The 12,952-nt window shown below is 68.5% G+C and carries 6 protein-coding genes and 1 pseudogene; 3 read left to right on the top strand and 4 right to left on the bottom strand.

What is annotated here, in order from left to right; translation table 11 throughout:
* Positions 1–13 precede the first annotated feature (13 nt).
* Together AOK01_RS45350 and AOK01_RS41610 are read left to right on the top strand one after the other, a co-directional pair.
* A pseudogene (locus AOK01_RS45350) lies at positions 14–310 on the top strand (Scr1 family TA system antitoxin-like transcriptional regulator); the annotation flags it as partial.
* A gap of 2 nt (positions 311–312) precedes the next feature.
* Positions 313–476, top strand: a 164-nt coding sequence (locus AOK01_RS41610; RefSeq protein ID WP_245702406.1) for a DUF397 domain-containing protein, incomplete at its 5' end; no start/stop codon positions are given.
* A gap of 85 nt (positions 477–561) precedes the next feature.
* Here AOK01_RS41610 and AOK01_RS25490 read toward each other — a convergent pair.
* The 4 genes from AOK01_RS25490 to AOK01_RS25475 form a co-directional block, all read right to left on the bottom strand.
* Positions 562–4,902: an Eco57I restriction-modification methylase domain-containing protein gene (locus tag AOK01_RS25490; protein ID WP_055515567.1), complete on the bottom strand. Its 4,341-nt coding sequence runs from the start codon at positions 4,900–4,902 to the stop codon at positions 562–564.
* On the bottom strand, positions 4,899–8,180 hold the full coding sequence (drmD, locus tag AOK01_RS25485) for a DISARM system SNF2-like helicase DrmD (protein ID WP_055515565.1): 3,282 nt from the start codon (positions 8,178–8,180) through the stop codon (positions 4,899–4,901). Before drmD ends, AOK01_RS25490 begins: the two co-directional genes overlap by 4 nt.
* Positions 8,181–8,326: 146 nt before the next feature.
* Entirely contained in the window at positions 8,327–9,625 is a 1,299-nt protein-coding gene (locus tag AOK01_RS25480) for a serine/threonine-protein kinase (protein WP_055515563.1), read from the bottom strand.
* 175 nt (positions 9,626–9,800) lie between these two features.
* Complete coding sequence (locus AOK01_RS25475) at positions 9,801–10,721, bottom strand: serine/threonine-protein kinase (protein ID WP_245702405.1); 921 nt, start codon at positions 10,719–10,721, stop codon at positions 9,801–9,803.
* A gap of 163 nt (positions 10,722–10,884) precedes the next feature.
* On the opposite strand from AOK01_RS25475, the gene AOK01_RS25470 reads away from it, so the two are divergent.
* Entirely contained in the window at positions 10,885–12,909 is a 2,025-nt protein-coding gene (locus AOK01_RS25470; RefSeq protein WP_055515561.1) for an N-6 DNA methylase, read from the top strand.
* Positions 12,910–12,952: the final 43 nt, after the last annotated feature.

Below are 12,952 nucleotides of genomic sequence, written 5' to 3'. Positions count from 1 at the left end.
CGAAGAAGAGGTCATTGAGCACCACCTCAGTGCTCGACTCGCACGGCAGTCCCTCCTGACGCGCAAGAACCCGTGCGTCGTGTTTTCGTTCGTCCTCGAAGAGGGCTCCCTTCGCCGACTGGTGGGTGGAAGAGACGTAATGAAGGAACAGCTCGCGCGGCTACGGGACTGCACCCGCATGCGGAACGTAGAGATCCAGGTGATGCCGACCCAGCGGGCCGCGCACAGTGGAGTCAACGGCCAGATGGTCCTGTTGGAAACCCGTGAGCACCAACAACTCGTGGCCATCGAGGCCCAGGGGATCATGAACNNGGTTCAAGAGCAGCTACAGCGGCACAAACGGTGGCGACTGCGTGGAGGTAGCCGCAGACCTGGACGCCGTATTCATACGGGACTCGAAGGCCCTGGGAGGCGGGCCCATACTGCGGGTCCGCCGAGGCGAGTGGGCGGCCTTCGTGGCGCTCGCAGTGGAGTAGGGCCGAGCACAGCCTATGAGTGGAACAACGGGCTCGCTCGCGTCACTTGGGGTGACAGGAGCGAGTCCGTTGTCATGCTTACGGCTCAGAAGAGGGCGCCCTCAGCGCCCTCGCCGAAATCCGACCCACCTCGGGTAGCTAGTTGCTCCTTGCGCTGCCGGATAGCTTCGGGCGACGGCGGGGGCAGGTCGGGGTGCTTCTCCCTCGCCTTCTTCTCCGTTACGCCCTTGTGCAGACCGAGGTGAACCTCGTCGGTATACGCCTGGTGGTTCAGCTGGCGCAGGCGGTCAATGATCTCAGTTCGGGCAAGAAGGCCGATGGTGTAGCGGATACCCTGGTCTGTCTCATGAAATCCGTGGCCAAGGGAGACCGATTCGTGAGTTGGGTCTACGGGTGGGATCCCTTGACACTCATCCAAGAGGTCGCACCAGCCGTACGCCTCAACAACAGCTTTATCAATTTCCTCATGAATCCGCCGCAATTCAACTATGTCCTCACTATTGCATTCAGGATCATGCACGAGGTTGTAGGTGTCAGTTAGGCCCGCACCACGGGCCATCATAACGCGCCGACGAAAGGCATCCAGGCGCATTCCAGCATTCCTGAGCCGACTGGACATATCAGGAAGGGAAAGTGTTTCGAAAACGTCAGTCGGGCTGTAGTTTACTCTTGTCTCTAGCGTCGATGTGCGATCAAGAGTCCACCAGAAATGCAGCGAGCTACTGAGAACAGCAAGCATGGCCATATCGCTTGACGCAAAGACGCTTAGCCTGTGCGTCAACACAGCTCCCGTCGGCACCATCACAGGCATCACAGCCTTGCTGACGATGGTGATCACGATGCAGCGATCCAGAGATGCAAGTACTCTCACCATTCCGGGACGCTTGTCCGCGTAATGCCAATAGCGCTGCGGCAGCGGTTTACGAAGGGCGAAATCCCCGCTCTTCGTCCGCTTCTGCCTCTCAGGCTTTACGTCATTCACGATCTTCCCAAAAGCCCGGGGATACTCCGCAGCTTTCGACTCCGACCAGTCATGAAAGTTGATCACCCAGCGTTCGGCCGAGTGTTCTGGGTGCCCGTTGATGTCCTGACCATTAAGGTACGGAAAGAGGACTTCCGAGTAGCGCCTGTCTTCAGCGATCCATTGCCTCGCCTCACTTTCTGCAACAGTGAACCCAAGACCTAGAACATAAGAGCCAATAAACGACTGGCCGCCATTTCGATCAAGAACTTCTGCCCACGATGATTCCCGAGTCGCCGGATTCAGGGATGTTGAGATACCGTTCAGTACCGTTTCCCTCCCAAGCACAACCGAAGCTCCCTCCTCGATACCGCGCTTAGTGGTCCATACTGCGCAGTATTCAAGCACTGCCGAAGCAGATGGCCAAGGAGCACTTTTCACGGCTCTGCGAATCGTTACACCAGACGCAGCGATCTGATCCAGGCCGACTTCACGCGAATCACCCTGGGCCAGAGTATTCGTAGCAATCAACCCAGTCTGTCCAGATATATTCAGTAGCTTGTGCGCCCGAAGCTCAAAATAGGCCACAAGATCAGCACTCCCACGCCTGCGAGAGGCAAGAAATTCCACGATGTACTCTCGGTAACTCTCTCCCAGCGCGCCGGTGATTTTCTTCCCACCCAGGAATGGAGGATTTCCTACAAGCGCATCAAAACCGCCCCGCCGCGTAAATACCTCCGGAAAAACCAACGGCCAATGCACAGGCCGCCGTTCCACTCCCCCCTCCGGCAACTCCGCCCTCAGCCACTCCTCCGCCGTAGCCCGAGCCGCCCGCACCACCTCGGAGTCGTCCTCGACCCCGTCCTCCATGATCCGCTGCACGATCCACGCAGCCCGGGGGAACAGATCCCGAACCCGCTCCCCGCCCTCCTCCTCATACCAAGGAACCCGCCCCGAAGCGCAAGTGGCCAGCGCCGCCCCCACGATCAGGTCACCCACCAACCGCAGGCGCCGCGAGTGACGGTTGACCTCTTCCAACCGTTGCCGCTTCTGCTGAAGCGCCGGCAGGTCGACACCCTTGATGGCCGTGATGGCCAACCGCTCCCGCGTCAGCTGGTCCACCAACTGCCGGGCCTGCTCCGCCAAGATGTCAGCCTGCTGACCGGGCTTCATGTGCACGGACTGGATCTGCTCCATGTTGTGCACACCCAGCAGCGAGTCCCCCACCACCAACCGGTCGTCCAGGAACGTGAACGGGCGCCCCGGGTCCATCGACACCAGCCACAGCGACAGCTTGGCCATCTCCACGGCCATCGGGTTGATGTCCACCCCGTACAGACAGTGCTCGATGATCTGGCGGCGGGCCTCGACCACCACCGGGTCCTGCTCCGCGTCCGCCGAAGTGACCGCGTCCACGGCTCGCCCCGCCCGGTACGCCATCGCGTCCGCGCGGCCCTCCGACTCCCAGGCCTCGATGAGACGGTCACCCAAATAACGGCACGCTGCCACCAGGAACGCCGCCGAGCCCACCGCGATGTCCGCGACCTTCAGGCCGAGTATCTGATTCCTCGACTTCAGGCGCCACTCCCCCGTGTCCGCCGTCTGGAGCGGGCCCGGCTCGTAGACCAACGGCTCCAGGGCGTGGAGGACTACCTCCTCCGCCAGGAAACGGGGCGTGTAGTGCGTCCCCGTGATCTTCCTCAGAGAGGACTCAGTCACGTACAGCGCGCCGTTCGGGATGACTGTCGGCAGGCCGCGCAGGTCGTCTCGCAGGATGCCTACGAACGGCAGCAGCCGGTCCGTGAGGCCCGGTTCCTTCGTGACCGCGTTCAGGCGGCGCCTTGCCTCCGCCGTGTTCTCCGTGCCCAGCGGCGCCAGCTTCTTCTCCAGCTGGCCTGCCGTCGCCGGGGGCTTGGGGTCCTTCCACTTCTCGTGGATCGACTTGGCCAGGTTCGGCAGTGAGCCGGCCGACTTCGCCGCCAGCGACTCCAACTCCCTCAGCGGCACCTCGTGTTCCAGGCCCTCCGGGCCGATCAGCCCCACCATGTGCTCGGTTGCCCGGCGTCCGTCGAAGGACAGCAAGCCCTCGTAGACGTAACCGATCTGCTCGACGTGCAGCGCGCGGAAGCTGAGCGTGCGGACCTCACGGTCCTTGCCCTTGCCGACGCGGACCTCCTGCACGGCCTGGAGCATGTGGAGCACCGCCCGGTCGTCGATCGGGAGGAGTGGGGTGGTGCGCTCCAGCCACGGGTATGTGTCGGGGTCGAAGATCGAGCCGTCGTAGGCGGGGAGGTGGAAGCCCGAAGCCGGGTGGTCCACTCCCCCGTGCACCGCGTGGAAAAGGGCTATCAGGCGGTGCCACGCCGACGTCGTGTGTTCCAGTGACGTCTCGCCCTCCTCGTCCGCCCGTGTCTTCAGCTCGTCGCGCAGGAATCGCGCCGAGTACGAGCGGGCGTACACCTCGTTGTCCGCCGGGAGCAGGCCCCGTTCCTCCGCGAAGAGGAGGAAGACGATGCGCATCATGACCGCCACCGCGCCCCGGTAGACGTCACCCGCGCTCACGCCCGACGCGTGCAGGCCCGGCGCGCCGTTGTCGACTCCGCGTACGTCCGCCCGCCCTATGGCGTCCACGAGGAGTTCGACCGCCTGGCGGACCTGGACGCCCAGCGCCTCGGTAACGTCCTCGCCCGCCGCCAGGCCGGCCTTCAGCAGCCCGATCAGCGTCTCGGCGTCGTCGTACTCGAAGAAGCGGCGGCGGCGGAGAAGGGACACGAACGCTCGGACCACGTTCCGTTCGGCCGCCTCGTTCCAGCCGATGGTGTCGAGGACGGCCGTGGTCGTGACGCCGCCGAGCGGGGCCCAGACCAGGCACCACCAGCGGCCGTCGGTGACCAGGCCGAGCGGTACTCCGTGGTGGCGCAGGAGGCGGGCCAGGCGGTCGGCGGGGGCCGCGGCCCAGTCGCCGCCACCGCCCGCGCGGGCGGTGGGTGCCGTGCCGGCCGGGACCGTGATGCCGAGCAGTTGTACGCGCTTGGCGGCGGATTCCGCATCGGGTTCGGCGGCGAGGTCCGCTCCCGGTTCGACCAGCGCGAAGTCGGGGCGCACCTCGGTGCTGTGCTCCGCGACCCGCAGGGTCAGGCGGTCCAGGCCGTGGTGCTCGGAGTCTCCCTGGCGCAACGTCAGCGCGTCGTCCCAGCCGAGCAGGCGGCCCAGGACGTAGGCCACCCACTCGTCGCGCCCGGCGACGGTGTCGGTCTGCCAGTCGGCGTGCCGGGCGCGGAGCCTGGCCCGCTCGTCCTTCTCCAGGGGGTCGAGCTGGGGCCAGGCGCGCAGCAGAACGGGCATGGTCAGGAAGGGGCCGGAGACCTCGGTGAGGTCGAGCCACTCCTGGTGCTGCCGACGGCCGTCCACGGCCTGGGCCTTGGCGGCGGCTATTCCACGGCTCATGGGGCGGCGGGGGCTCATCGGCGGGCTTCCTTTGCGGGGATCACGAAGACGACGGCGGCGGGGAAGAGGTGGGAGAGTGGCTCGCGGTAGCGGGCGGCGATGGCGGCGAGTTCGCGCTCGCGTTCGGCGGGGAGGCCTTCGAGGCGTTCCTGCCAGCGGCGGCGGTCGTCCTCGAACTGGCGGCGTTCGTGGCCCGTCAGTTCATGGGCGGTGAGCAGGGCGAGCTGTTCGCCCTCCCCGTCGCCCTCTTCCTTGAGCTTGGCGCGCAGGGTGGCCTCGAAGCGGTCGAGGGTGCCGGTGATGCGGCGCTCCTCCTCGGTCCGGCGGTCGGCGAGGCGGCTCTCCAGCCGGCGGCCGAGTTCGCCGGCGCGGGCCTCCAGGGAGCGGTAGAGCGGGTCGCGGAGCCTCGGCCAGGACTCGGTGAGTTCCTGTCGGAGGTGCGGGGCCGCCTCCGTACCCTCGGTGAGGGCCTGGGACAGGACGCGGCCCTGTTCGCCGACCGACTCCCAGCGGCGGAAGCGGCCCGTGTCGCCGAACCAGCCGCCCGCGTACAGGACTTCCTCGTGCAGACGGGTGCCGTCGGTGCCGACGAGGACGTAGCGGGCGTACGCGGAGACGAGCGTCGTCGTGACGGCGGGGTCGTCGGAGACGACGGCGGTGACACGGCTCAGGCCCACCGTGTCGGCGTTCCAGACGGCGGCCGTCAGCAGGCGCGTGGAGAGCGCGACGAGCGGGTGCTTGAGGTGGGCAAGGACGACGTCGTCCCTGGCCTGCGCGGACACTTGCGGGGAGAAGGTGAGCGGGCGCTGCTCGCCCTCGCGGAGCTTGTGCGCGAGGCCGCGGGTCGCGCGCTCCCAGCTTCCGGAGAGCGGCTGTACGTCGAAGAGGTCGCCCGGTTGGAAGCTCTCGGCGCCGAACGTGGCGGGCAGGAGCGGCGGTTGGTGGTCCAGGGCGAGGGCCGTCTCGACGACGCGCTTGACGTTCGCCGGCGTGAGGCCGAGCGCGGTCACCGTCTCGTCGTACTGGTCGGCGAGCCGCTTGGTCTGCGCGGTGACGTTCTGCTCGGGTGCGACCTCGCCGCCCGTGCGGCGGCCCTTGATCGGCTTCGGCTTGGCGTTCTCGATGTCGACGTGCGCCGTGTCGCCGGTCATACGGCGCTGTACGGCGTCGGCGAGGACGGCATTGACGGAGCCGAGGTCGCGCTCCATGCGGGCGACCTTCTTGGCGACGCGGGAGAGGAACTCCAGGTCGGCCTCGTACGAGCCGGCCTGCGCCTGCTGCCAGCCGGAGCCGATGAAGTGGGCGATCTCCGGATCCTGCTGCTGGCCCCAACGGTCGATACGGCCGATGCGCTGTTCGAGCTTGTTGGGGTTGAAGGGTATGTCGTAGTTGATCAGGCGGTGGCAGTGGTTCTGGAGGTCGATGCCTTCACCCGCGGCATCGGTCGCCAGCAGGATGCGGACCTTGCCCTCGGGGCGGGACGGGTCGGCCTGGAAGCCGAGGCGTATGCGCTCGCGTTCCTCGGCCGGCAGACCTCCGTGCAGGCGCTCCACCCGGCCGCCGTCGGTGAGTTGCTCCTGCTGGAGGAGGTCGTGGAGCCACTTCTGGGTGTCGCGGTACTCGGTGAAGACCACGACCCGTTGGTCGGTCCAGCGCTTGCCGTCAGGCGTACGGCATATTCGTGTCAGTTCCTGAATGAACGTTTCGGCCTTCGAGTCCGGGGCCGCTTCGTGGGTGAGGGCCCAGCGCTCCATCTCCTGGAGCAGTTCGAGTTCCTGGCCGTCCTCCGCCGGGGTGAGCGAGGTGGAGCGGGTCAGCGCGTCGTCCTCCGCGTCGACCAGGCCGGTGTCGTCGAGGTCGGCGACCAGGTCCGCGAACTCCTCCAGCCACTCGGGGACTTCGGCGGCTGCCGTACGGCCGCGCTCGGGACCGGTGTCGTCCAGGTGGGAGAGGTAGACCTGGACGGTGTGCAGGAAGGCGGCCGGGGAGGAGAACAGACGCTTCTTCAGGAGCAGCGTCACCAGGTCGGCGGCGCGGCGTCCGCCACGGGCCTTCGGCGTCAGCTTGGTGCGGCGCAGCGCGGCGAACGAGCCGAGCAACTCGTGGATCGTGCGCTCCTGTTGCGTGTAGTCGACGGAGAGCTCGCGGGTCCTGCGGGTACGGAAGCGGGGCGTGCCGTCGGCGTTGGTGACGCTCACCTTGAGGCGTCGTACGACGGTGTCCTTGAGCGCTTCCTTGTCGGGGTCGACACCGCGCGCGAAACGCTGGTCGTCGATGAGTTCGAGGAGGGCCGTGTACGACTCGGGGTAGCCGTTGTGCGGGGTGGCGGAGAGGAAGAGGCGGTGCTCGAAGTGCGGGACGAGGCGGCGTATCAGCTTCGTCTGCTGGGAGTCGACCGCGTACACCTGCTTGGGCGCGGCGGGTGCGACGTGGTGGGCCTCGTCGAGGACGAGCAGGTCGAAGAAGCGCTTGTGCTCGCCGTCGGTGCTCTCCTCGGCGCCTCCGATGACCTCGTCGAGGAGACGCTGGGCCTTCTGACCGCGCAGCCAGGGCAGGGAGACGATGGTGAGCGGGTGGACGCGGAAGGGATTTGCCGCTGTGCCATGGGTGCGGCGCAGGCGGGCGCAGTGCTCGGAGTCGACGATGGTGAACTCCAGGCCGAACTTCTCGGTCATCTCGTCGCGCCACTTGAGGGTCAGGCCGGCCGGGCAGACGACCATGGTGCGGCGGGCCCGGCCGCGCAGCATCAGCTCCTGGACGACGAGGCCGGCCTCGATGGTCTTGCCGAGGCCGACGTCGTCGGCGAGGAGCAGGTTGACGCGGGGCGCGCCGACGGCGCGGGAGACCGGCTCCAGCTGGTACGGCTCGACGGCGACGCCGGAACGGAACGGCGCCTGGAGGGTTTTGGCGTCGGCGGAGGCGACGGCGGACCAGCGGACGGCGTCCAGGAATGCGGCCAGGCGATTCGGGGAGTCGTAGGAGCCGGTTGAGGCGTCGGGAAGGGAGCCGGCGGGCAGGACGCGGCGGCCGGGCTCGACCTCCCAGATGACGGAGAGGGTGTCGCCGAAGCGGCCGTCGGCGACGGACTGCAGGTGGATCAGGGTGACCGGGCGGCGGTTCCCCTCGCCGCCCCGTGCGCCCGAGGACGGCAAGGACGCCGGGGATGCCGGGGACGGCGAGGACGGTTCGACGCGGGCGACCACCCACGACTGGCCACGCACCTCGACGAGATTGCCTTCCTCGGGGAGTTGCTCCGCCCCCGTCCGCTCGGTCTCACGCTGAGCTGCAGACGTCATGGGCGCTGTCCCCTCGGTGTTCATCTGTCGTCGTCCGTAGACAGTGGCCTGTCTCCCCCAGCCGAACGACCTGACGGCACATTAACACGAGACATTTCCTGTAAACAGAGATCACACAAATGTTTGTGACGTTTCGTCAGCGACCCTCAGCCCATGCGACGCAACCGCTCCAGCAGCTTCCGGCTCCGCCCAAGTCCGTGCTCGGCGCCGGACTTGGACTTGGACTCCGGGTCGTACTCGTACTCGGGCAGGACCGCCTCCTCCTCGTCCGCCAAGCGGCGCAACAGCTCCTTGGCGGCGTGCCGTTCACCGGCGCGGATCAGCAGGACGGCGATCTCGTAGCGGGTGTCCAGCACAGCGGGGTGCCCCGGTCCGAGCAGGTTGCGCTGTTCGGCCAGGACGGACTTCAGCTCGTCCAGGGCCTCGCGGGTGCGGCCGAGCGCCCCCGCGCACAGGGCGGCTCCGGCGCGGGCGGCGAGCGTGCCCGCGAGGTCGAGGCCCGGGGCGGCCATCAGTTCGCGGTACTCCTCCAGAGCTCGGGCGGGATGTCCTGCCCGGCGCAGCGCGGCCAGTTCGGCCAGTCGCGGGTGATCCGGCGTGGTCCCGGTGCCGGGAGCCGGCCGGGGCACCCAGGCGGCGAGCAGGACGGCCACCTCCTCGGCGGAGGCGGGCCGGTCCTCGGGCTTCTTCGCCAACAGTCGCTCGATCAGCGCCTGTAAGCCCGGCGGTACGCCGGAGCGACGGTCGGCGAGCGGCGGAACGGGTTCGTTGGCGTGCCGGTGGTACAGCATGAAGGGGCTGGCGTCGGTGAACGGGGGTGCCCCGGTGAGCAGTTCGTACAGAACACAGCCCAGCGAGTAAAGGTCGCTCGCGGGCACGGTCCGGCCGATGGCCTGTTCCGGCGCCATGTAGACGACCGTGCCGGGGGTGGCGTTGGACGCGGTGAAACGGGTCTCGCCGGACTGGGGCTCCAGAGCGGCGGCGACCCCGAAGTCCAGGACCTTGACCTCCCCCTCGGGAGTCATCATCAGGTTCGACGGTTTCAGGTCGCGGTGCACAACTCCCTGTCCGTGGGCGTAGGCCAGCACCTCGGACACGCGGCGGGCCACGTCCGCCGCCTGCTCGATGTCCAGGGGGCCGTCGTTCTTGAGGACGGTGTCCAGGGCGCGGCCCGGGACGAGATCCATGACCAGATACAGCTCGCCCTCGTGGTTGCCGTGGTCGTGGACGGCGGGGACACCCGGATGCCGCAGCCGGCCGGTCAGACGGATCTCACGCAGGAACCGGCGTTCCAGCATGCTGAGTTCGACACCGCGGTCGCGGGTCGCCAGCAGCTTGACCGCCACCTCGCGGCCGTGGTCGCGGTCGTGGGCCGCCCAGACGACACCCATGCCGCCCCGGCCCAGTTCGTGCGTCAGCTCGTACCGTCCAAGGCTCCGCCGCATCGCGCCCCGATCCTCAGTGCCGGCCCCCGCCGCGCCCGCCGCCTCCCGGGAGCGTCACGGCACCCCGGCCGACGGGGGCATTCTGTCACCGGTCACAACGCTCCGGCACCGCATGTGACCACACAGGTGCGAGCTGCGACGGCCGGGGCGGATCGGAGGGGCACCGCGACCCTGTTCACAGGGGTATCGGGCCCTGCGGAACCAGGAAGGGGCGGCGTGGGTCCTCGGGTGGGACGCGTCTGACGGCCAGTCGGGAATCCGGCCCCGGCAGGTGGGGGCCGAGGACCGCGTAGACCTCGGCCGCGGACGAGGGTCGATCGTCCGGCCGCTTGGCCAGCAAGGCCGTGATCAGGTCCTGGAGGTCCCCAGGCACGCGTACCCCCGCGTCGGCGACGAGGGGCGGGGATGAGGCGAGATGGTGGGAGGCCAGGAGCGCCGGCTGATGCGTGGAGAACGGGCTCTCCCCGGTGAGCATGTGGTGCAGCAGGCAGCCCACGGCATACAGGTCGCTGCGGCCGTCGAGCCTCTCCCTCCCGGTCAGCAGTTCGGGAGAGGCACACACGAGGTTGCCGACGCCCTCACCGGTCGTCGTCAGTTTCGGGTCGGTGTCGCTCAGCAGCTTGACGAGGCCGAAGTCGAGGATCTTCACGATGCCGTCGCGCCGGACCATGACGTTCTGGGTCTTCAGGTCCCGGTGGACCAGGTCGGCGGCATGGACGGCGGACAGTCCCGCGCACAGCTGAGCGGCGACGGAGACCGCCGAAGGGACGTCGAACCGCCCGTTCTCCCGCTGGTCGAAAAGGTACTCAAGGGTGGTGCCGTCGATCAGTTCCATCACCAGCCAGCAGGTGTCGTCGGTGACCGAGGCGTCGAAGACCGTGGCGACGTTCGCATGGTCCAGGCGCGCCGCCGCCCGCGTCTCCCTGGCGAACCGGTTCAGCGCCGCTTGCCGGCTGCTCGGCACGGCCAGCAGATCCGTGGCGACGGTCTTCACCGCGACAGGACGGTCGAGGGGCAGGTCACGCCCCCTCCACACCTGGCCCATCACTCCTCGGCCGAGCACCGACTCCAGCCGATACCGGTCATGGATCATCATTCCTGGCGCGGGACTCCGCATGTCTGCCGACCTCCACATTCCCTGCACATCACGATGGAACGTGCACACTGTGAACAAAGTCAATGACAGTAGTAGCCTGCCCACACGAACGGCGTTGGGGACGCCGGCCTGCCCAGCCGCCAAGTACCTCGGAGACCGATCGATGAGTGCCCACGACGCCATCCCCGTCAGCCTGGCCGAGATCGCCCGGATCGCCGGTGTGGGGCGAGCCGCCGTGAGCAACTGGCGGCGGCGCCACGACTCCTTTCCCACCCGGATCGGGGGCACCGACGTCAGTCCGCAGTTCTCGCTCGCGGAGGTCGAGGGATGGCTGCGGGACAACGGCAAGCTCCAGGACATCGGCGGCCGGGAACTGCTCTGGCCGCGTTTCGAGGCCCTCGGCAGCAGGAACGAGTCCGGGCTGGCCGTCGCCGAGGCCGCCCGCAGGATGCGTTCCTCCAGGGCGCGGATCGTCCACCCCGAACTCTCCGCGCGAGCCCGTGACCTGGTGGCCGAAGCGGGGAAGGTGGGGCGGGCGGAGGGACCCCGCGAGACCTTCGAGTTCCTGCTGCAACGGTGGCTGGAAACCCATGTCCGACAGCTCAGCACCACGCCGCCACAGCTCGCCACGCTGATGGCCCGCATCGCCCTCGCCGTCCGGCTCGCCCCTGCCGACGGCAACGGCGGCAGCGACAGGGACGGCTGCAGCAGCAGCGGCAGCGGACTGACCCTCCTCGATCCGGCCTGCGGCACCGGACACCTGGCCGCCGCAGCCGCGCAGGAGTACGACGGTCCCGGGCTGGAACTGCTCTCGTGCGAACGGGACCCTGCGCTGGCCGCGTTGGCGGCCGGCCGGCTCGAATTCGTCGCGGAGGGCCGTGACATCCGGACGCGGATCGCCACCGCCGACGCACTGCGGGACGACCCCTTCGCCGGTACGAAAGCCGACATCGCGCTGTGCAATCCCCCGTTCAACGAACGTGACTGGGGCTACGAAGAACTCGCCACCGACCAGCGCTGGACGCACGGTCTGCCCCCTCGGACCGAGCCCGAGCTGGCCTGGGTGCAGCATGTGCTCGCCCATCTCAAGCCCGGTGGGGCCGCGGTGGTCGTCCTCCCCCCGGCTGTGGCATCGCGCAGGGCCGGCCGCCGTATCCGCGGTTCACTGCTGCGTACCGGCGCGCTCCGGGCCGTCGTGTCCCTGCCTCCCGGCAGCGCCCAACCGCACAGCGTGTCCCTGCAGTTGTGGGTTCTTCGCACGGCGCCGGACGGGTTCGCGGCACCGCCGAGCCAGGACGCCCTCCTGGTGGACGCCACCCGTTTCGCCCGGCCGGGAACGCGCGAGCCGAGCCCCGACTGGGGCAGCCTCGGCTCGTTCGTACTCACCGCGCTGGCAACCCTCGACCGGGTGGGCCAGGAGCCGCCGGAGGGTGCCGTCAGGATTCCCCTGCTCGACCTCCTGGACGACGAGGTCGACGTCACCCCGGGTCGCTACACCGCATCGACGACCGAGCCCACCCGGAAGGAACTCGCCGCCGCCTGGGGTGACTTCGGCGCGATGCTGACCGATCTGGCCGATCACGCACAGCGTCTCTCCGCCCTCGGCTTCGAAGCCGGTGCTCCGGGGACCACGACGACGGTGGGTGATCTCGTCAAGGCCGGCGCCCTGACCCTGCGCGCCGGGCAACAGCCTCCGGAGTCGGCCGGACCGGCTCGTGGGTCCGTCGTGCCGCTCCTCAGCGTCGCCGACCTCCTGCACGACGGCACTCCCAGTGGGCTGCTCCCCACCGACTCGGCACAGGCCGTCGCGAAAGAGGGAGACGTCGTCGTCGCCGGAGTGACCCGCGCCTTCAAGGCGTGGGTCCACGAAGGACCACCGATGGCCCTGGGCGCGCAGCTCTACACCCTGGAGGTGGATACGGCGAAGCTGGACGCCCACTTCCTCGCCGGCTGTCTGCGCGCGCCCTCCAACGGACGGCAGGCAGGCACCCATGCCTCCAGCTCGTCCAGAGTCGACATCCGGCGTCTCCAGGTGCTCCAGCTCCCGCTGGAGAAGCAGACCGTGTACGCCGAGACGTTCCGTCGTCTCAGGGCCTTCGAAACGCTGCTCGCCACAGCCGACGGTACGGGCAAGGGGCTGGTACGCGACATGAGTGACCGACTCGCTACGGGCGGCCTGGCCGGCTGACCGCACCGGTTGGGCCGAGTCGTTCGGCGGGTCGTTGGGCGGG

Origin of the sequence: Streptomyces aurantiacus (assembly GCF_001418335.1) — a bacterium.
In the GTDB taxonomy this organism is placed as follows: Bacteria; Actinomycetota; Actinomycetes; order Streptomycetales; family Streptomycetaceae; genus Streptomyces; species Streptomyces aurantiacus.
The sequence above is the reverse complement of the archived record's forward strand: the minus strand, read 5'-3'. Positions and strand labels throughout refer to the sequence as shown.